This is a genomic window from Paenibacillus sp. Mc5Re-14, from assembly GCF_001049835.1.
Lineage (GTDB): Bacteria > Bacillota > Bacilli > Paenibacillales > Paenibacillaceae > Paenibacillus > Paenibacillus polymyxa_C.
In genome coordinates this window covers 1,678,501-1,699,715 of the sequence record NZ_CVPD01000001.1, presented here as the reverse complement: position 1 = coordinate 1,699,715, position 21,215 = coordinate 1,678,501, and the positions used below count along the sequence as shown (strand labels likewise).

Genomic DNA, 21,215 nt, shown 5'->3' with positions numbered 1-21,215 from the left:
GGAACCTTTTTTCATCATGAGAAACAGCTGAAAAGGACATTGTGAAAACTAAGATTCTTGGATCGTGCATAAGGGCAGCAATCGTAGGAAATACCAAAAGAAGTTCAGAAAGGAGGTTTTGATCTTGCAAAAACTTGGAGTTCACGAAAAGTTGGAATTGCATGAGCTGCTTACGTTTAAAACAACTTGTATTACAAAAACTCAAACCATGCTCCCTTTAGTCTCAGATTCAAATTTAAAAAATATTTTACAGCAGGACATCAGCAGCGGTACACAAGATATTCAACAGCTTAGAAATCTGCTTGTATAATCTAAGGAGGAATAACGTGAATTCTTTTATTGGGAATATGACCGGTACAACCCCCATGACCGATCAGGTGATTGCTTCCGATCTGTTAATCGCAGCTAAAAGTGGGATCAAAAACTACGCCGCGGCCTTAACAGAGTCGACCAGCTCAGAAGTTCGAAATGTCCTTTGTGACCAATTGAGCAAAGCTGTTAACCTTCATGAGCAAATTTTTAATTATATGAAGAATAATGGTTACTACAACGCCTATGATCCGGATCAGCAAATTCAAATGGATATTCAAAATGCAGACAAGGCACTTTCTTTGTCCAAAATGTAAAACGTTTAATTAAAAAGAAGCATCAGCAAACCTTTAATCGAGTTTGCTGGTGCTTCTTTATTACAAATTGAATTGACTTTCACATGAAATATGGAGAAGAAGGCAATCATAAAAAAACAAAAAATAGGTCTCAAATTCAGAATAGGGTGATTTTCGTATGGGCAAGTCTTCAGCGGGCAAACAAAAAGAGCAAAAACTAAAATGGTGGCAGCTGAGCTTGTTAGGAGTTGCAGGCACCATCGGTACAGGGTATTTCCTCGGGTCTAGTTTAGCAATTTCCATTGGTGGTCCAGCCGTGCTGATTGCTTACTTCTTGGCAGCAGTTGGAACGTATGTGGTGTTTGACGCCCTTTCGCGCATGACAGCAGATCATCCAGAACAGGGCTCTTTCCGTTCCTATGCTCAAAAAGCATTTGGCAATTGGGCAGGCTTCGGCAGTGGCTGGGTGTATTGGTTCTCGGAATTGCTTATTAATGGGAGTCAACTAACTGCGCTGTCTATATTTTCACGCTTTTGGTTTCCTCAGGTACCGATGTGGATTTTTGCGGCAGGCTTCGGGCTCTTAGGGCTTGTGATTGTTTTTTTTGGCAATAAGGGTTTTGATCGTGTAGAAAATGTACTCGCGATCATTAAGATAGCGGCTCTTTTGATGTTTTTGGTCCTAGCGGTAGCGCTTTTGGCAGGCTGGATCGGAGGAGGTAAATATAATCCGAAGTTCCCTCTCAGCTCCAAAGACTTTTTTCCAACCGGTGGCATAGGGTTATGGTCATCTTTTATTTTTGCCTTTTATGCATACGGAGGTATTGAAGTGCTCGGAATTATGTCTAACCGACTTCAAAACCCGGAGGAAGCACCGAAAGCAGGAAAGGTCATGTTGATGACGCTGGTTGCAGTGTATGTGCTTTCGATTGGGCTGGCTGTGTCTATGGTACCATTAAGTGCCTTTAATCCGAAGGAAAGTCCTTTTGTACTTGCGCTCAGTAGCGATCAACTGGCCTTTGTGCCTCATTTGTTTAACGGAGTCCTTATTATTGCAGGGTTCTCCACGATGACAGCATCGCTATATGCAGAGACTTCGATGATGATTACCCTTGCCCAGGAAGGAGATGCGCCCACACTGTTCTCACGAAAGTGGAAGGGCAAATATCCTCTTTATGCACTCAGTTTGATCTCTGTTGGATTAATCTCAGCAATCGTATTATCGTTGCTGCTACCGGGAAAAGTGTATGAATATATCACAACAGCTGCGGGCTTAATGCTGTTATATAACTGGTGCTTTATTTTGCTGTCTTCAGGTAAGTTACTGGAATCAAGCACATCAAGCAATATCAAACGCTGGATTGGATTATTGCTGATAGCTATGGCTGTAGTCGGGGCCTTTTTTCATAAGCTTAGCCGCCCTGGGGTTTACATCAGTTTACTGCTGGTCTTGTTAATTGCAATATGTGACCTCATTGTTCAATGGGTGCGTCGAAAGCACGGCAAGGAATCTCGTTAACTTTATCAAGAAGACAAGCGTTAGCGTAAAAAAAGTAATTGAAATGCCTGTACACCAAAATAAAAGCCAAAGCCTACAAGAGATAGACCTGACATCCAAGAGATGGTTTTAAGCAATCCGGGTTTGAGAAATCTACGGAAAACACTTGAAGCAGCTGCCATCGTCACATCCCACGCCAACACGCCCAGTACAATCGCTCCGCTGTAAATCAATAGCTGTTGTACTGGATATGTATTAGCAACATTGGCCAGTATGGAACCGTAAATACCAAGCCAGAAAAGGATGGAGAGAGGATTAAACAACGACATCAGGAAGCCCGCAACAAAGGAGTTAGTCAGGGTATTGCCATTTCCCCTTAATTCGGATTCTGAAATCACACCAGCATTTTTGATGCTTTCAAGACCTGTATACACAAGCACGAAAAAACCAAATAGCCATAAAAAAGCTTTGACAAATGGGGAATTAAGAAGGTGGATCATTCCCAAATAGACAAGCATCATATAGATAATGTCTGCTGTGATTGCACCTAGCCCAATAAACCAGGCGTGCCAAAATCCATTTTTAATACCTCGATCTAACTGTGCGGCATTGATGGGTCCAATGGGAGCGGAAAGTGACAGACCCAGAAAAACATACCCGATAAATGTATTAATGGTGTTTTCCTCCTTGATTATTTATTGGACATTATGTATTTGTCTCATTTAGTTTATTCGGACAAACCCATGTGTAAGACCATATTTTTTGCGCGTATATTATAGGCATAGCTCTCTTATCGCTAACCCAATCAATGAATATAAATTAAATCCCAAAAGGAGCTCTAAACCTCATACAAAAGGGTTAGAGCTTTTTTTAATGAAGGGGCTTGACACTTTTAATGAAAGCGCTTATATTTATCTCGTAAACAATACGTTATATAACGTTATATAAAAAGGAGAGATAAACACATGAATGTACAACAGACGATTCAGACGATTAATGAACAAGCGAATGGGAAGATTTCTGAGGTTTATTTAGTAGCCTGCGGGGGCTCACTAGTTGATATGTATCCTTCAAAATATTTTCTGGATAGTGAAGCAAAGAAACTGGTAGCAGGGATGTATACAGCGAATGAGTTTGTACATGCGTTGCCCAAACGATTGGGGCCACACTCAGTGGTCATCGTTTGTTCCCATGGTGGAAATACTCCAGAATCGGTCGCAGCTGCTAAATCTGCCAAAGAGAAAGGTGCTTATACCATTGGCTTAACCCACAATAGTGAAGCGAGCCTGCTTAACTATTCGGATTATTCCTTCCTTTACGAGTGGGGGGATGAGAGCGATGTTAAAAACAACCCGATGGCCATTATTCTAGAACTTACGGTTGAACTGCTTCAAATCACTGAGGGCTATGCGCATTACCCAGCTTTCCAGAATGGATTGGGAGCAATCAATGGGATTATTAACCGGGCCAAAGTCCAAGTTGAACCGCGCGCTCAAGTATTCGCTGACAGATACCGCAATGAGGAACTCTTTTATATCCTGACCAGCGGAGCATCTTATGGACATGCTTATGGCTTTGCCATCTGCTCGCTGATGGAAATGCAATGGCTTCATGCAGCTTCTATCCATTCCGGTGAATTCTTCCATGGCCCATTTGAAGTAACGGATAAGGAAACTCCATTTATTCTGATGATCAACGAAGGACGTACACGGGCGCTGGATGAGCGGGCACAGACTTTCCTGAATCAGTATGCCGAGAAAGTGGAAGTGATTGATGCAAAGGAGCTTGGCATCGGAACGATTGCAGACGAAGTGGTAGAGTTTTTTAACCCGGTTTTATTTTACAGCATTGTATGTGTGTATCGTGAAGCACTAGCAAATGTACGCAACCACCCATTGGAAACTCGCCGTTATATGGGCAAAGTAGCTTACTAAGCGCACCTACCAACAGGAGGAAACCATCATGAAGGTTCTAGGCATTGGCGATAATGTGGTAGATAAATATGTTCATCTGCGCATGATGTACCCTGGCGGCAATGCGCTTAATTTCAGTGTGTTTGCCAAAAAAGCGGGAGTGGATGCAGCCTTTATAGGCGTGTTTGGGGACGATCACGAAGCACGGCATGTAGAACATACCCTCCGTGAGCTTGACATCGATATTTCACGGTGCAGATATCACAGCGGTGAGAACGGCTGTGCACGTGTAACCCTGGAAGACGGAGACAGAGTATTTCTGGGCAGTAATGAGGGGGGAGTGACACGTCTCCATCCATTGGAACTGAGCGAAGATGACAAGGATTATCTTGGCGGATTCGACCTGATTCATACTGGCTTGTACAGCCATACAGGCCACTTGCTGCCCGAGTTGGAGACACTGGAAATTCCTATTTCCTTTGATTTTTCAGATGATTTTACAGATACACAGGTAGAACAATATATCATGCATGCCGATTTTGCATTCTTCTCTTGCAGCCATATGACGGATGAAGAGACACAGAATTTTATCCGTTCCAATCGAAAAAAAGAGGGGCAAATTCTGATCGCCACACGTGGCGGTGACCGATCTATCGCCTATGATGGTACGAAGTTCTATTTTCAAATGCCCGATTCCGTTGACGCTGTGGATACCATGGGAGCAGGCGATTCTTATATAACTGCTTTTTTACTGAGCTTTTTGGAAAAAGGCAACATTCAGGCTGCTATGGCAGAAGGCTCAAGGCTTGCCGCCCAGAGCTGCCTGGTAGAAGGTTCCTTCGGCTACGGCGTTCATTATTGACGATCCTTTTCGAATATCTTCACTTGTAAGAATATGTAACCTTTGATACTCTAAGTGAGAGTGATATAACGTTATATGACAAGTGAGGGTACATTATGTTAAATTCAGACCAAGCGGAGCCATTATATATTCAATTACAAAAAGCGGTTAAAACCGCTATTCATAATGGAACATTTACGCAGGGAAGTCGTATACCGACCGAAACAGAATTAAGCGAAATGTATAATGTAAGTCGAATTACTGTAAGGAAAGCAATTGCCGAATTAGTTCATGAAGGATATCTGACCAAACGTCAGGGAAAAGGCACCTTTGTCAATATCCCCAAAATTGGACGGAAGATTGAACATGTCATCAGCTTTACGGCTGCTTGCAAATCCAACGGGCTTTCTTCACACAGTGTGGTCACAAAACGTGAAATCGTAGAAGCAGATGAAGAAATTGCACATCAGTTGCAGCTATCGCCAGGAGAAAAAGTGTTATTTATCCAGCGTAAAAGATATGCGGATGATCGCCCCCTGATGCTGGAAAACAATTTTTATCCTTATGAACGCTTTGCATTTCTAATGCACGAGCAGTTGGAGGGGTCTGTATACGAACTGCTGCGGCAAAAATACAGCATCGACCCTAACCAGCCAGGAGAGACGATATTACAAATTGCCTTGGCGGATGAAAATCAGGCCAAATTGCTGGAGACGGCGATCGGGCAGGCGTTGTTTTACATGCATACCATTATCTATGACCAGCATGGAAGCCCGGTTCATGTAGGGAAGCAGTACATCATCGGAGACCGTTATCAATTCTCCATATAATCCGTTACCTGTTATGCAAGGTAGTTCAGGTACGTCTGGCTTCTGCTTCCATCCAATAGGGAGAAGCAGAAGCATTAACATAACGTTATATTACGTCATGTTGTTAGGTGAATCAATCATGAGGTGGTGAAACTATGCAAGGGATGAAAGATACATTAGCAGACAAAGTATTACTCTCCAATGCTATTTTTAATGGATTGGAAAATGAAGCTTCGCCCGGGTTTATTGCAGTGCGAGGAGAACGTATTGCAGCAGTGGGGCATCCGGAAGAGGCACAAGCCTGGATAGGATCGGAAACGGTTGTCTATGATCTGGGCGATGCCTTTATCATGCCGGGAATTCATGACAACCATGTATTTTTCACCGGATATATGTCAATGCATCGGGGCGTGGATCTGACGCATACAGCCTCAAGTGAAGAAGCAGTGCAACTACTGCTTCAAGAGGCAAACCACCTTCCATCAGGAAAAGATGTAACCGCTTACGGTTGGAGCGAGGAAAAATGGGGTGGGCTGCCTGAGCCAAGCTTGTTGGATGGATTGTTTCCCGATCGGGCGGTCATCGCCATCAACCAAAATAAAAGTTACTGCTGGATGAATCGATTGGCTGAGGAGAGATATCAATTTTCGCCAGATCAATGCAGTGCCGAAGCACGCGCTTTACTGCTCCAAGCTATGATGCAGGATCGCAGCCTTGTCCAACAAGAGTTTATGGAATTTTGCCGCCTGCTGGCTGCAAGAGGAGTTACTTCTATAAAAGATATTGGCTTTGACCGGCATAGCGAGCTGCTTCCGATTCTAGAGGAATTGAAAGAAACAGGTGAATTGCCACTCCGGTTTCATTTCTCGCTGGAACCGGTTGTTGAACCGTTTGATATAAGTATTGGTATTAAGTATAAGGCACTTTATCATGGAGACCTTATTCGTTTCCAAGGCTACAAGCTGATGCTTGACGGCGTCGTAGCCGATCATACAGGGGATATGTTGGAGCCTTACGCAGATATGCCTGGAGTCACGAATTTGAGGGCGGTCGATTACGAAAAAATTGAAGCCTCAGTTCTGGAAGCGGACAGCCAGGGGATCAAATGCTGCCTAACTGCAGAAGGCGATGCTGCGATTCGCCAAGCAGTATCCATGATTGAAAAATGCCGCGCGCAGCAAGGCAATCACCTTATCAGACATTCGATCAGTGATCTGGAGTATCCTCATCCAGATGACCTGAACAGAATGGGAGAGAACGAAATTTTTGCCGAGGTCTATGCTCAGATTTTGCTGCTAAATCCCTCTTACGAAGAGGCTTATATGTCTGCTGTGGCAGGCAAAGAGAATGAAAACCGTTTTTATAATTATAAGTCCATGCTGGAAGCTAACGTGCCGATCACTATAGGTACTGATTTGCCTTTATTTATCACCAGTGTCCCCGATTCGCTGTATGCGGCCTCTCACCGATTATTCCCGGATGGCTCGCCTGCTGGAGGCTGGTATCCTGACCAAGGAATGCCGGCATCCGAAGTTTTAAAGGCATGGACCATTAATGGAGCCAAACATTGTTATATGGAAGAGGTTACAGGTACGCTGGAGGCTGGAAAATATGCTGACATCGCCGTTTTTGATCGCGACCTCCTTAATGCATCCGCTGGTGACATCAGGGATGCCCAAGTGATATTGACCATTATGGGAGGGAAGGTTACGTATAACCATTCTTGGAATGAGGGATAAACATGAACATCACGAATAAGAAATGGAAATTATCCTTGCCCCATAGTTATACCTTAATATTCTTGATTATTATTACAGTCGCCGCGTTGACATGGGTTGTACCCAGCGGTCAATTTGAGCGTCATGAAGTGACAGTGAACGGTGTGACCAAAACGGCAATCGTTTCAGGAACCTATCACTCTGTACCCAAAACAGGGGAGAACGGCGATTTAAGACAGGGAATCCCTCAGATCCTTAGCGCTCCTATTGAGGGGATTATCAATGCCGCCGATGTCGTCTCTTTTGTTCTTATCGTAGGCGGCTCCTTCGGTATTATTCTGCAGACAGGCGCCATTGATCGTGCGCTGACAGCTCTTGCCAGGCGGCTAAAGAATAAGGGGATTTTGCTTATTCCCATTGCTATGGTTATCTTCAGTCTCGGAGGTTCTACCTTTGGGATGAGTGAAGAAATTATCCCACTTTATGCGATTTTCATTCCGTTGATGTTTGCCTTGGGTTTCGACTCTATGACAGCGATTCTTATTTTATTTCTGGGAACGCAAATTGGCTATGTTGGTTCGACTGTCAATCCATTTTCAGTGTTGATTGCCCAGGGAATCGCAGGAGTGGAGGGGAATCCTCAGCTCTGGCTGAGATTTATCGAATGGCTTGTATTTACGATGATTTCTATTGCTTTTACGATGTGGTATGCGCACCGGGTGAAGCGAAATCCGGAGAAATCCCTCGTGTTTCAAAGTGATATTATAAACCGCGAGCAATTTATTAAGGAAAGCACAGGCGAGGACGTCGTCTTCACATTCCGGGACAAATTAATTATAGGTGGATTTATTGTAACGCTTGGAGCGATTGTCTGGGGAATTTTGGTCAAAGGCTGGTATATGACTGAGATCGGCGCCCTTTTCTTTGCCCTTGGTATTTTTGTTGGGGTTGTCACCAAAATGAGTCAGAAGGAGATAGCTGAAAATTTTGTAAAAGGATGCGGAGAATTTATCTACGCCGCGGTGATCATAGGCCTCGCCCGCGGAATTCTGATTATCGCAGAACAGGGTATGATTATTGATACCGTATTGAATGCACTTGCAAGCGTTCTGGAAGGTTTGCCAAGTTATTTATTCACGACTATTATGTTGCTTGCGCATAATATCATTACTTTCCTCGTTCCCTCTTCTTCGGGGGAAGCTGCACTAACCATGCCTGTACTTGCACCGCTTGGCGATCTTGTAGGTATTAATCGTGAAGCCGTAGTCACAGCGTACCAATTTGGTAACGGGTTAACCAATCTCATTTCACCGACAGGTGGAGTGCTGCTGGCAGGATTGGCCATTGCCCGGATCAGCTTTGGACAGTGGCTGAAGGTAATCTTCAAACTATTCCCGATCCTCTGGCTGATTGCTGCTATTTTTGCTGCGATATCGGCTGCGGTGGGTATGTAATCAATCAAGTGAGGGCCCCTGTCTGTTAGAGACAAGGGTTTCTTTTTGTATTTGTGAAACAAGTCCTCTTATGTAGGAAGGCTACTCATTTCTTTCCCAACATGGTGCATAAGTTTACGCGGAAAATAAATAATATGGATAGCATTTTCCTAAGGAGGAAATAAACTTGATGCTTGCTGATAACAGATTACTCATTGCTGCTCTAGGCGGTGTTAATGAGATTGGGAAAAATATGTATTTCATCCAATACGATCAGGATATTGTCGTCATTGATTGTGGCTCCAAGTTTCCTAATGAAAATTTGCCTGGTATTGACCTCATTGTACCGGATGTCACCTATCTGCTGGAGAATCAGGATAAAGTTAGAGCGCTCATTGTAACCCATGGACATGAGGATCACATCGGGGGCATTCCTTATTTACTGAAGCAGATCAACATTCCGGTATTCGGGACAAAGCTCACCATCGAATTAATTAAGATTAAGCTAAAGGAACATAATCTTTTACGTGATGCCGAGCTTCATCTTATAGATGCGGATTCTACCATTGATGTGGGGAAGATTCAGACATCCTTTTTCACTACTGTCCATAGTATCCCAGATTGCTTGGGCGTCTTTTTTCAGACACCGGAAGGAAATGTGGTCCATACCGGGGATTTCAAATTTGATATGTCTCCTGTCAGCGGACCTTTTCCGGATCTTCATCGCATGGCTGAAATCGGAAAGAAAGGGGTTAAGGTGCTTCTCTCCGAAAGTACGAATGCGGAAAGACCAGGATTTACGCCTTCAGAACGCTTGGTTGGCGGGCACATTCTGGATGCATTCGCTCGAGCCAAGCAGCAGGTATTTATCTCCACGTTCGCTTCCAATGTGAATCGTGTCCAGCAGGTCATTGATGCTGCTGTGGAAACAGGCCGCAAACTGGTCTTACTCGGACGCAGCATGGTAAATGTGGTAACGGTGGCTAAAGAGTTGGGCTTCTTGCACATGCCCGAGGATTTGTTGATTGAGGCTGGAGAAACGGAGCGGTATCCTGCAGAAAAAATTGCAGTTTTATGTACAGGAAGTCAGGGTGAACCGATGGCTGCATTGTCCCGTTTAGCTAATTCCCTGCATCCCAAAATCGAAATATTGCCTGGGGATACCGTCATCATTGCTGCGGGAGCGATACCGGGAAATGAGCGAAATCTTTCCCAAGTTATCGATAACCTGTACGTACTGGGCGCTAACGTTATTTATGGATCAGGCAGCGCTACGGGGATGCACGTATCCGGTCATGGCAGCCAAGAAGAGTTAAAGTTAATGATGACCCTGATGAAACCCCAGTATTTAATTCCTATACATGGTGAATTCAGAATGCTGCATCAGCATCGTCAGCTAGCAGAATCAGTCGGTATTCCTATGGAAAACGTATTTATTGTCCAAAACGGAGAGACAATTCAAATCGCAGAGGGAAGGGCATCCCTGGGTCCCAAAGTACCATCCGGCAATAGCCTGGTAGACGGGCTGGTAACTGGTGATGTGGGCAATATTGTACTGCGGGACCGTAAAAAACTTGCCTCAGACGGAATGCTGATTATTGTGATGACTTTGAGCAAAAACGAAAAGCAAATGCTTGCAACGCCAGAAGTCATATCAAGAGGCTTTGTATTTGTTAAGGATTCCGAAGAGCTGATGAATCAGATTCGAGACACGATTATGGCCACAGTGAACGAGTTAACAGAAATCGAAATGAGTCAGTGGGGCTTGATTAAGCAGATGTTAAAGGATAATGTGGGTCAGTTTATTTACAGCCAAACCAAGAGAAGACCTATGATTTTACCTATCATTATTGAGGTTTAGGAATAGCGGTAAACGTTAAAACAAGATGGAGTTTGTTCAATACGCGATTACTCAAAAAAAGACTTAAATCAGCAATACAACTGATTTAAGTCTTTTTAATTCCTATTTTTCTTGAAAATTGCGGTTGTAATGGCGGTTTGTAGCGAAGCGGAGGATTTGAATCTGGAGAAGGGCCAGCGATCGTAAGATCAAAGCCTACGCGTAGTGCCTCCCACTCCTACATCTCGTTTAAAGCCGCTTGCGTCCCTGCTGTATGCCCTGTCGTAAACGCCGCTGTAATATTATAGCCTCCAGTGTAGCCGTGAATATCCAGAATCTCACCGCAGAAAAACAAGCCAGGCATCAGCTTGGACTCCATCGTTTTCGGATTAATTTCCTTCAAATTCACACCACCCCCGGTAACAAATGCTTCCTTCAGGGAGAGCGTCCCATTCACACGAATGGGAAACGCCTTGATTCGATGGGCGAGTTCTTGCCATTGCTGCTTGGGAATATGATCATAGGTCAAATCTTCACGCAGTTCAGCTTGCTGAAGCAACAATGGAATCATGCGTTCCGGTAAATAAGGTTTAAGCACGTTTTTGATCGCCTTTTTAGCATCGACCGATGCCAGTTCCAGTGTCTCACGGTAGACTTCATCAGCATGTTTGTGAGGCAGTAAATCGAGAGTTAACAATACTGTGTTTACCTTATCCTTTTTCATTCCCTTGACGACAAACTGACTGCAACGCAAAGCGGTTGGACCAGACAAACCAAAATGCGTGAAAATCATATCTCCTTCATGAACGACAACCTTCTTTTGTTTCGCATTCCATACGGTCAGGCTGATGTTTCGTAAGGAGAGTCCCTGAAGCTCTTTTGTCTGGATAAACGTCTCGCCTGACGTTAGCGGGACCTCTGTTGGATATAGTTCTGTAATGGTATGCCCAGCTTGCTCTGCCCATGCATAGCCGTCACCTTCCGAGCCTGTGTGCGGGACGGATTTGCCACCGACTGCGACAATGACGTTACGGCTACGCAGCATTTCACCGGAACGCAGCCGCACACCAGCTGTATGACCTTCTTTGTAAATCACCTCTTGAACAGGGCAGCTTGTCCGAATCTCGACTCCTTGAGAGCGTACCTTATTAATCAAAGCATCGACGACCGTTTTGGCTTTGTCCGTTACTGGAAACATACGCCCGTTGTCTTCTTCCTTTAAGGCTATACCTAGTTGTTCAAAGAAGGCGATGATATCCCGATTGCCGAAAGCAGCCAGGGCACTGTGCAGAAAACGGCCATTGCCGGGAATGTGGCGAATAAGTTCATCCAGCTCTTTTGCATTGGTGACATTGCAGCGACCTCCGCCGGAGATCCCCAGCTTTCGTCCAAGTTTATTTCCCTTTTCCACTAAAAGCACCTTGGCGCCTTCGCCACTGGCAGCAGCCGCTGCCATTAAGCCGGCTGAGCCGCCTCCGATCACAATAACGTCGTAAGTCATAGACCTCTTCCTTTTCGTCGACAAATTTTCAAAAAAATTCAGAATAGCGTAACAGATTTTCCATCATATCGTAATACCGTCTCTTTAGATAGACATTGAGCACAGTAGTTGCGTATATCTCTTATTTTACAGAAGTATAAAAACCGTAAAAACGATCCTCTAATATATATCCGGTATTTAGCAGAATTTGTCGTTCTACACCGGGATTTTAACACATATATTGTAATATATTGTAGCCTGTGCTTTAATTCAACTAACGGCGTCAAGGAAAGATGATGAGGGGGAGAAGTCCTTGTTAATTGCGTTGAAGGAAAGTGTGCTCCAAGTTCTCCTTGCCGTTATATCGGCGGGTTTTTTCTCTATATTAACGGATTATGGGGACAAGAAAAAGGTTTGGGCAGGCAATCTGCTTCCCGGACCTCATCAAGGAATACTTTATCTGTGTTGCTTGCCAGCTATATTGCTATGTTCGCTCTTTCAATACCAGCCTCCATATGGCCTACCTTCCAATCTCGGTATTATTCCCCTTGCTGTAGGCGTCATGTATGGTACACGTCGCACTTCCTTTGTTCTCGCTGCTTCTGCATTGACGGGTGTTCTAATTATAGCGCAGTCGATAGAAATGTCCCCAATGTATGTGGGCACTGCTTTTATCCTTTTTCCTTTTATGCTACTGCATGTCAAGTTTTTTCAAAGAGGAACATTGTTGGACAAAAAGCTCGTAATTTTCACATATGTTGTGGCTGATATGCTGCTTAAGGCATTATTACCGCTATTGTGGGGCAAACAGAACATTTCAGTATACATTCCTGATCTGCTTACAACGTTTTGGAATGTTGCTGTAGGTGTGTTGGCAAGTTTTACGGTCGTAAGTCTGATGCATAATTCCTTTGAGAAACTGACGTTGCGGCGAGATGTAACTGAGTTTACGAGCAAATATTTAATCGAAGTGGATAAGCTGCGTCAAGTCATGGATTTGATGCCGTTATCTCTTGTTACTTTGGACAGCGAAGAACGAGTTATACATATGAACAAAACGATGCTGGAGCTCTACCGGGACTTCGATCCCTATATTACGCTGCCTGAGGTTGTAGGCCGTCCTTTAAACTCGTTGTACGTTTTTAGCGCTTCGCCTGTAGTCAACGAACGAGTTGCGAAAGCATTGGAAGGAGAAGCAGGGGCTGATTTTATAAATGTATCTCCCAAAGTATTCTTCTCCAGTTTCCTTCCTATTCGAGATAAACATATCAATCAAACGACAGGTGTCATTATCGCCTTGCAGGACATCACAGAGCTGGAGACGCTGCGCAGTGAGTTGGGCAATTTCGAGAGGCTCAGTCTGGTCGGACAAATGGCAGCGGGCATTACTCATGAAATACGTAATCCGATGGCGGTTGTGCGCGGGTTTTTACAGCTTATGCGCGAGAAGAGCCCTGATTCTCTAAGTCATTATTACCGCATCGTGATGGAGGAGCTGGATCGGGCGAACGGGATTATTAATGATTTTCTTTCCCTGGCCCAGAATCGGATTGTCGAGAAGGAGCAGTGTCATCTGCATGATATCATTCGTGAACTAACACCTCTTTTGTGGGCAGATGCGAACCTGAGGGGACAGACGATTGAGTTAAAACTGGAGGATCATGTAACGATGCTGCATCTGAATCCTAAGGAAATCAAGCAATTGCTGCTTAACTTATCGCGTAATGCGATGGAAGCTATGGGGGAAAAGGGTGTGCTGACCATTTCTACTCATGAAGAAGAGGATTTTGTCGAACTGGAAGTGAGGGATACAGGTCCGGGAATTCCGCCAAAACAGCTTGAAAAGCTGTTCCAGCCTTTTTACACAACCAAAACGAAAGGTACAGGTTTGGGTCTGGCCTTATGTCAAAGTATAGTGGAGCGTCATCACGGTACGATTGCCGTAGATTCGGTGGAGGGAATGGGCACACAGTTTAAAGTCCGTTTGCGCAGAACCATTCCGACTTATCGGGAGCATTCTGAGCCTCCTGTCATAAATTCGATACAGAAATAATTGTGCAAAGATGTAACCGGATTTTTTGCAAATTACGTGAAAAAGATTGTATAATGGGCTTTAGATGTCCATGTCTTTACTACGGCAAAGGATGAAATTAGAAACGTAGTATATATGATTTAGTGAAAAGGAGTGAAAGAATATGTCTATGTCTTTCGATCAATATATGAGAGATTCAGTTCAGCCTATGCGCGATGAACTGACGAATCTTGGGATTCAGGAACTGCGTACTTCTGAAGATGTGGAGGCCAAGTTGCCTGATGCTAAAGGTACAGTGCTGGTGGTTGTGAACTCGGTATGCGGTTGTGCCGCAGGCCAATGCCGCCCGGGTATAGCTGAAGCGCTGAAGCATGATATTACGCCGGATCATCTGTATACGGTTTTTGCAGGACAGGATAAGGAAGCAACGGCGAAGGCTCGCGAATTTTTCGCGCCGTATCCGCCATCTTCCCCTTCGATCGCGCTGCTGAAAGACGGCGAACTGGTTCACTTTATCGAGCGTCATCAGATCGAAGATCGTTCGGCAGATCAGATTGCTGCTGATTTGACCAGTGCATTTGACCGTTTTTGCCGGTAAAACTGCTCAAGCTATGCCCCGCATTTTTCGCCTGCGAAATTTGCCGGGGCTTTTGCGTGTTGGCTTGTGAAGGAAATTCCTAAAAAAGAGGTGCTTATCTGATGAGTTTGCAGGAACAGATTATTGCTGAATTGGGAGTACAGCCTACGATCAACGTAGAGGCGGAGGTCCGCAAGCGTGTGGATTTCCTCAAGTCGTACGTAACAAAAACAGGAAGCAAAGGGCTGTTGATCGCCATCAGTGGCGGGATTGACAGTGCCGTAGCAGCCGCCTTGTGCAAGCAGGCTACAGATGAGTTGACACAGGAGCAAGGGCAAGAATACAAAACGCTGGGTGTATTCCAGCCCTATGGTCAACAGGAAGATATCGAGCACAGCTACGCGGTGGCCAAAGCGTTCAACCTGAAATATGCCGGGGAAACGAACATTAAGGAAGCCGTGGATACGATTGCCGTGGAAGTGGAGCACACATTAAAGGATATCGGTCTGGAACGTTCCATTACTCCGCAAGTGAGAGGAAATGTAAAGGCAAGAACACGTATGGTGGTTCAGTACGCACTTGCGAATGAACTGAACCTGCTCGTCGTGGGTACGGATCACGCTTCAGAAGCCATTACAGGCTTTTATACCAAATGGGGCGATGGTGCGGTCGATATTACACCGCTCAGCACGCTCAACAAACGTCAGGTGCGTTTGCTGGCCAGCTATCTTGGAGTTCCGCAGGCTATTTTGGACAAGGCGCCTACAGCAGGATTGTGGGAAGGCCAGACGGATGAAAAGGAACTGGGGATCTCCTACGAAGCAAACAGCGACTACCTGGAGGGCAAGGAAATTGACCCGGCAGCCCGCGAAAAGCTGGAAAGCTATTTTACACGTACAGCACATAAGCGGACAAGCATTCCGGGAGTGTAAGCATTAATCATTTTGGAATTGTAAAATGCTAAGCTAAATAAATGCGGCGATCCGCCCGGCGGATCGCCGTTTGTATTGAGGGGGCTACTGCCTAATTAGTGATCCGGTCAATGAAGCGGCGGGTTTCGGTAATTGCCTGATCCAGTTGAAGACTGCCTCCCTGGAATGGATGAACGGTGTTAAAGGTATGATTGCCGCCTTGAATTTGTACCCACTCGATGTCGGGACGAACGGAGGTGAGCTGGGCAGAGCCTTCCCGTAGACGTTTGGAGTCTTCGGTTCCCTGGATAAGTACAGCTGGGAGCTGGCTATTGGCAAGCCTGTCTACAATGGCAAAACGCTCGCGATTGTGCTCCAGGTCGTCCAGAATGATAGCATCAAGCGGAAGCTGTTGCCCCGTTCTGGCGTTCTGCACATAGCTGCGTCCCTTGGCACGCATTTCTTCTTTTTGTGGTAAAGTAAACAGATCAAGATTGGTTACGCCATTCCATGAAATGACGCCAGCAATCTCGCCGGGATGATCTAGTGCATATACAAAGCAGCTTCCCGCACCTCGGCTATGTCCTAACAGAAACAACGGCAATTCTCTGAATTCATGGCGTGATCTCAAATTGGACAGCAATAGTTCCAAATCCTCTTGTTCGCGGCTATAGGTGTTGCGTGCGAACTTTTCCAGCTCGGTAAAATTCTCCAGATCCTCACCTATGCCATTATGTGAAAAATTGAAGGTTACTACGTGGTTATCCATACTCAATGCTTCTGCAATAAAGGGGAACATACCCCAATCCTTAAATCCTTTGTAGCCATGAGCGATGATGAGCAGGCTCTTGGCCGTATTTTTAGCGGGAAACCATGAGGCCCGGATCACCGCATCTGTTCCTGCATCAGTACCAGCTTCAACCACAATCGTTTCTGACATCCTATCCTTCCTTTCTACGGGAGTTTTTTAACCGGCATATCCGCGAATTTAAAGCATTCACTGATTGCCTCTCTCATTTTAACATATTTTGGTGACGCTTTTACGCCTTTACGACTCGCCAGGGTGTGGACGCACTGTTACAATAGATCCAGTAAAGTAAAAAAAGGGCGGGGAATACCCAAATGATCTACGGAATTGGACATGATGTGCTGGAAATAAGCCGTATGGCTCATATTTTGGCAGGTAAATATGCAGATGCATTTTTGAATCGGGTGTTGACCCCGGCAGAACGCGAGCTTGCAGTGGAACGCAAGGGAAGGCTAGCGGAGTTCGTAGCAGGGCGCTTTGCTGCCAAGGAAGCCATAACGAAAGCCTTTGGCTGTGGAATTGGACAAATCATCGGGTTCAGCGATATGGAAATTTTACCTGAACCGGGGGGGAAGCCCGTAGTTTATTTGTCTTCGTCTGCGTGGGATCGACTGAGATTACCGAATACGGGTGACTCGAATTACAGCATTCACTTGAGTATTACACATCAGCCTAACATTGCCTCTGCTTTTGTGATTGTCGAATATAAGGAGACGTGATGTGATGACTACAAATACATTGGAACAAAAGCGTTACTTCAGTTTTGAACTGTTGAATTGGTATACACGTAACAAACGCGACTTGCCGTGGCGCCGCCATCGCAATCCTTTTTATATCTGGATTTCGGAAATTATGCTTCAGCAGACACGCGTCGATACGGTCATTCCGTATTTTAATCGCTTTATTGCACGTTTTCCGACGATTGAAGCGCTGGCGGAAGCGCCCGAGGAGGATGTTCTCAAGCTGTGGGAAGGGCTGGGGTATTATTCGCGGGCCCGGAATTTGCAAACGGCGGCGAAACAGGTAGTTGAGCTTCACGGTGGGCAGGTGCCAGATGATACGCAGGCTGTTGCTGCACTGAAAGGAGTAGGTCCGTATACGACGGGGGCGATTATGAGCATTGCCTTTAATCGGCCAGAGCCTGCTGTAGACGGGAATGTGATGCGTGTGCTGTCGCGTTATTTTCTCATTGAAGAGGATATCATGAAGGGCAGCACGCGAGCGCATATGGAAAGTCTGGTCAGGGAGCTGATTCCCGAAGGAAGAGCCTCCGATTTTAATCAGGCGCTGATGGAGCTGGGGGCGCTGGTCTGCACGCCAAAGTCGCCTCATTGTCTGACCTGTCCGGTCATGGAGCATTGCTCGGGCAGGCTGGCAGGCCGCGAGGAGACGCTGCCAGTCAAAACAAAAGCGAAGCCGCCGCGGCTGGAGCCTCGCTCCGTCGCCCTTATCGAGGGTAGCGGTGCCAACGCAGGCCGCCTGCTTGTGCGCCAGCGCCCGGCCAAGGGCCTGTTGGCCCGTATGTGGGAGCTGCCGCACGAGCTTGCCGGGCCGGAGGGCTACAACGGTCCGGTGCCGGATGAGCCAGCCATGGATCACCTGGCAGCTCATTTGTTGGCAGAGGGCATGCATGCTCGCCCGGTGCGGTTCGTACGTGAGGCAGAGCACACGTTCAGCCACATTCACTGGAACCTGCGTGTGTTCCAGTATGAAGAGGTCGCCGTCCCTGCCGGGGAGGCGGGCGAACAGCCGCTGGCTGCCGAGCAGCGGGCCAGCTACAGCGCCGCGGCGAAGCCAGGTGCGTTGATTGCGCTGGCTGAGCAGGTGGAGCACGCACATAATGCGCTGCCGGCGGGGTACCGCTGGATCAGCGAGGCAGATATGTCCACCTTGGCGTTTCCCAAGGTATTCCTGGATCTGATCAACGAATATTATGCAAAGCAAAAAGAGAACTGATGTTAATAATATAACTGTCAGCAAAAATAAAGGATCGTCTAATAGGTCGAGTATCAAATTCCATTTATTTGACTCCCACTCAAAAAAGCAGTGACCCGCAAGTCGAAAGACTAGGCTAGGTTGAAAAGGATGCATCTTTTGTGATTGTGTTACTCGCCAAAAATCAAAATGTTTGCCAATTGCATTAAACAGAAATCCTACTGTTGAACCAAACGGAACGACAGAACAATTCGGGAATTCAATGAGCAGCTAAAAGGGATTAGCTTCACGGAATCGCTCGACGAGAGTACCCTCGCCTTCATATGTATGACCAACAACGGACACCATCTGGTGTTCGTTTTTTTGCTTACTGATACTCAAAGAGAGTCCCTCTGGTTCTAGTATCTACTCATCGCCGAACACGATAGACCCCTGTTCTTCCCCATGAATATTTATCACTATTTTACACATATTACATGTATATCATGATTTAAGTTTTTTGAAGGGGGACCGTCATCGTTATGGCAAGATTACTCGAGGCGAAATTAGATCATCTAAAAAAGATCCTGGATCATCTTCCTGATGTCGTCTTCAAAAAAATGGATGTGGGACAAACGGGAATCCGTGAAGGCCGCTCTCAGGTTAATCTGGAACAACTGAAGGAAGAATTGGTACAGCAGGCGGCTTTTACGATCAATGCGAAAGAAGGAACAGATCTTGAGGCGTGTGTGATAGAAGTGTTATCAGGATGAAGTTGAGGATACCCATAGCAAACTTATCCCTCACGTCAAAGGGGAGGCTCTCTCATTCACGGTTCGTATCAAAACAGCTGTCAAACTAAACGAAAACTCGGTTATTTCTTCGGAGTTCTTGAAGGAACTGTTCATCCGAACCGCTAAAGAAACGGTGCAAGATGAAATCAAAAAGATCGTGCTCCAATCATTAAGCAAGCTCCAGAAAGAAATGAAAGCAGACGTAGCCGGCTTCGGTTCAAAGGTAAAAGTGAACTATCCCGCCTACTGGGATCGTGTAAAAGACAATTGGCAGATACATTCAGTGAAATACCGATCGACGTTCGGGTTGAAGTACAGATTGAACGAACAGGTGCTTATACAAAAGGAGAGGGAGCGTAATGCCCAACACACCTTCCATGAAACAGGATGAAATTTCTACTATACAAGCTCTATTAACAGTAACTTCGACCGTGTACGCTGTGGGAATTGTCAGTTTACCACGAACCATCACGGAACAGACGCAAACGCCTGACGTGTGGCAGGGGCTTTTGCTGGCAAGTCTGTTTGGTGTCGGCGTCGTTTTTATCAACGTGAAATTGTGTCGGCGATTTCCAGGGAAGACGTTCTATGAGCTCAATTCTGTGATCGCAGGTAAATTTATCAGCCTTTTCATCAATATTGCGTTCATGGTATATTGCGTGATGATCTGCTCTCTTGTATCCAGAATGATGGCAGAATTCCTCAAAGCCCTTGCATTGGAGAGAACTCCGGTAAGCATGATTCTCTTGCCGTTTCTTCTGCTCATTGGTTATTTGACCTCGGGCGGTCTTCATGCGATGGTTCGCTTGGTCGAGCTTTTCTTTCCCTTAACCTTTATTGTTTATTTATTGCTGATCATTCTCAATATCAATCATTTTGACATTGATAATTTGCGCCCTGTTTTCCATCAAGGGTGGGGGCCGATCCTCAAATCTCTTAAAGTTGTACCTTTTTCGACGCTGGGTTTTGAATCCATGCTCATATTAACTAATTTTATGGTCAATCCACAAAAAGCATGGAAAGCGGGGGGGATCGGCTACTCGATTGCAATGGCTTTGTATGTCATGATGGTAACGATGGTCGTTGGCTGTATGTCGGTAGAAGAAGTTTCCCAATTGCAATGGCCGGTCGTTTCTTTTGCGCAGCAAATTGAATTCCCCGGTGCGTTCCTGGAACGGTTTGAAATATTTTTTATCATTTTGTGGACAATCAAAATTTTCATGACCGCCTCAAATTATTATTTCTATCTTGTAGCCGGGATCAGCCAGCTCACCCAAAAGTGGAACGGATACATTTTTTATCTTCCGTTAATTATCATATTTGCCGTCAGCATCTATCCTCAAAATTTTATTCAAATAGATAACTTTGGTACAGTAACGGGGTATTTTGGAATGATCATATGCGCGGCAGTACCATTGGTGCTTCTTCTCATTTCCATGATCTTCTGCGTAAGGGGAAACCTAGATGGGAAACGTTCATAATGTAATTGGTCATTCACCCCTAAAATGATAATAAATAGGGGTAGTGAAAATATGAACATAGATGATGTTCGAGGCTGCATGGAGTCTGCTTTTGGTCAACCGTCTGGCGTTTTCAGGCATTTATCGTGCGAATCCTCTTGGAGGCATGCGTGGTGATCCAAAGATCTTACTCTCACGCTGGAATCCGGATGATCTATGTAAGCGTATCAACACGATTCATTCTATGAGTGACCGGTTTACTGTCCAAAACCGGGATGCTTTAGAATTTATAGAGGACCAGTTTTGGTATAAGGGGTAGCGCCAACATTTTGACCGTTTTTATGTTTAGCTTTATCGGACATGCATTTTCGTCGTTCCTGATGACCTTAGCGGACGTAACGAACCGTTTTTCGGCATACTGATGACCGCTAATGATGTATAGTGGACAACAACTTAGAGTAAGAAAAGCCCGTTTTTTATGCTCCCTTAGCGTATATTTTCGTTAAAATATTGGCTGGACCCCATTTAGAGGCATGACTAAGAAACCCTCTGCTCCTACAGAAAGTTCTGGATTAATATGGT

20 protein-coding genes are annotated in these 21,215 nt (G+C 45.4%); 17 read left to right on the top strand and 3 right to left on the bottom strand.

Going from position 1 to position 21,215, the window contains the following annotated elements:
• Positions 1-124: 124 nt before the first annotated feature.
• The 3 genes from BN1546_RS07715 to BN1546_RS07705 all read left to right on the top strand — a co-directional run bounded on the left by BN1546_RS07715 (position 125) and on the right by BN1546_RS07705 (position 2,124).
• Complete coding sequence (locus BN1546_RS07715) at positions 125-310, top strand: hypothetical protein (RefSeq protein WP_058710680.1); 186 nt, start codon at positions 125-127, stop codon at positions 308-310.
• Positions 311-326: 16 nt separating this feature from the next.
• Complete coding sequence (locus BN1546_RS07710; RefSeq protein ID WP_058710681.1) at positions 327-626, top strand: spore coat protein; 300 nt, start codon at positions 327-329, stop codon at positions 624-626.
• Positions 627-783: 157 nt separating this feature from the next.
• Positions 784-2,124 (top strand): amino acid permease, encoded by a 1,341-nt coding sequence (locus tag BN1546_RS07705; protein WP_090736934.1) that lies wholly within the window; start codon positions 784-786, stop codon positions 2,122-2,124.
• Between the two features lie 20 nt (positions 2,125-2,144).
• Here BN1546_RS07705 and BN1546_RS07700 read toward each other — a convergent pair whose 3' ends face one another.
• Complete coding sequence (locus BN1546_RS07700; RefSeq protein ID WP_025676060.1) at positions 2,145-2,777, bottom strand: LysE family transporter; 633 nt, start codon at positions 2,775-2,777, stop codon at positions 2,145-2,147.
• A 291-nt stretch (positions 2,778-3,068) separates the two neighbouring features.
• Between BN1546_RS07700 and BN1546_RS07695 the strand changes: the two genes are divergently transcribed.
• From BN1546_RS07695 to BN1546_RS07670, 6 genes are all read left to right on the top strand, one after another.
• On the top strand, positions 3,069-4,037 hold the full coding sequence (locus tag BN1546_RS07695) for an SIS domain-containing protein (RefSeq protein ID WP_090736933.1): 969 nt from the start codon (positions 3,069-3,071) through the stop codon (positions 4,035-4,037).
• Between the two features lie 28 nt (positions 4,038-4,065).
• Entirely contained in the window at positions 4,066-4,878 is an 813-nt protein-coding gene (locus BN1546_RS07690; RefSeq protein WP_090736931.1) for a fructoselysine 6-kinase, read from the top strand.
• A 95-nt stretch (positions 4,879-4,973) separates the two neighbouring features.
• Positions 4,974-5,687, top strand: coding sequence for a GntR family transcriptional regulator (locus tag BN1546_RS07685; protein ID WP_040102148.1), 714 nt, complete (start codon positions 4,974-4,976; stop codon positions 5,685-5,687).
• A gap of 134 nt (positions 5,688-5,821) precedes the next feature.
• Entirely contained in the window at positions 5,822-7,405 is a 1,584-nt protein-coding gene (locus BN1546_RS07680) for an amidohydrolase (protein ID WP_090736928.1), read from the top strand.
• Positions 7,406-7,407: 2 nt separating this feature from the next.
• Positions 7,408-8,838, top strand: coding sequence for a YfcC family protein (locus BN1546_RS07675; RefSeq protein WP_013369384.1), 1,431 nt, complete (start codon positions 7,408-7,410; stop codon positions 8,836-8,838).
• A gap of 169 nt (positions 8,839-9,007) precedes the next feature.
• Positions 9,008-10,678: a ribonuclease J gene (locus BN1546_RS07670; RefSeq protein WP_013369385.1), complete on the top strand. Its 1,671-nt coding sequence runs from the start codon at positions 9,008-9,010 to the stop codon at positions 10,676-10,678.
• Between the two features lie 217 nt (positions 10,679-10,895).
• On the opposite strand, the gene BN1546_RS07665 is transcribed toward BN1546_RS07670, so the two are convergent.
• Positions 10,896-12,158: a BaiN/RdsA family NAD(P)/FAD-dependent oxidoreductase gene (locus BN1546_RS07665; protein WP_090736926.1), complete on the bottom strand. Its 1,263-nt coding sequence runs from the start codon at positions 12,156-12,158 to the stop codon at positions 10,896-10,898.
• Positions 12,159-12,450: 292 nt separating this feature from the next.
• On the opposite strand from BN1546_RS07665, the gene BN1546_RS07660 reads away from it, so the two are divergent.
• The 3 genes from BN1546_RS07660 (at position 12,451) to nadE (ending at position 15,678) form a co-directional block, all read left to right on the top strand.
• Positions 12,451-14,190, top strand: a complete 1,740-nt coding sequence (locus BN1546_RS07660) for a two-component system sensor histidine kinase NtrB (RefSeq protein WP_058831242.1) — start codon at positions 12,451-12,453, stop codon at positions 14,188-14,190.
• Positions 14,191-14,332: 142 nt separating this feature from the next.
• Positions 14,333-14,767, top strand: a complete 435-nt coding sequence (locus tag BN1546_RS07655) for a BrxA/BrxB family bacilliredoxin (RefSeq protein WP_013369388.1) — start codon at positions 14,333-14,335, stop codon at positions 14,765-14,767.
• A gap of 101 nt (positions 14,768-14,868) precedes the next feature.
• Positions 14,869-15,678, top strand: a complete 810-nt coding sequence (nadE, locus tag BN1546_RS07650; RefSeq protein WP_013369390.1) for an ammonia-dependent NAD(+) synthetase — start codon at positions 14,869-14,871, stop codon at positions 15,676-15,678.
• A gap of 91 nt (positions 15,679-15,769) precedes the next feature.
• On the opposite strand, the gene BN1546_RS07645 is transcribed toward nadE, so the two are convergent.
• Entirely contained in the window at positions 15,770-16,597 is an 828-nt protein-coding gene (locus tag BN1546_RS07645) for an alpha/beta hydrolase family protein (protein WP_058710687.1), read from the bottom strand.
• Positions 16,598-16,779: 182 nt separating this feature from the next.
• Here BN1546_RS07645 and acpS point away from each other — a divergent pair, with 182 nt between their 5' ends.
• The 5 genes from acpS (at position 16,780) to BN1546_RS07620 (ending at position 20,654) form a co-directional block, all read left to right on the top strand.
• The gene (gene acpS / locus BN1546_RS07640; protein ID WP_013369392.1) at positions 16,780-17,184 is read left to right on the top strand and encodes a holo-ACP synthase; all 405 of its coding nucleotides are present in this window, start codon (positions 16,780-16,782) and stop codon (positions 17,182-17,184) included.
• Positions 17,185-17,188: 4 nt separating this feature from the next.
• A complete protein-coding gene (mutY, locus tag BN1546_RS07635; protein WP_090736924.1) occupies positions 17,189-18,421 on the top strand; it encodes an A/G-specific adenine glycosylase in 1,233 nt (410 codons plus the stop codon).
• A 500-nt stretch (positions 18,422-18,921) separates the two neighbouring features.
• On the top strand, positions 18,922-19,152 hold the full coding sequence (locus BN1546_RS07630) for a hypothetical protein (protein ID WP_014599466.1): 231 nt from the start codon (positions 18,922-18,924) through the stop codon (positions 19,150-19,152).
• Positions 19,153-19,177: 25 nt separating this feature from the next.
• Complete coding sequence (locus BN1546_RS07625; protein ID WP_255305571.1) at positions 19,178-19,564, top strand: Ger(x)C family spore germination C-terminal domain-containing protein; 387 nt, start codon at positions 19,178-19,180, stop codon at positions 19,562-19,564.
• Positions 19,533-20,654 (top strand): GerAB/ArcD/ProY family transporter, encoded by a 1,122-nt coding sequence (locus BN1546_RS07620; protein ID WP_090736922.1) that lies wholly within the window; start codon positions 19,533-19,535, stop codon positions 20,652-20,654. Before BN1546_RS07625 ends, BN1546_RS07620 begins: the two co-directional genes overlap by 32 nt.
• Positions 20,655-21,215: the final 561 nt, after the last annotated feature.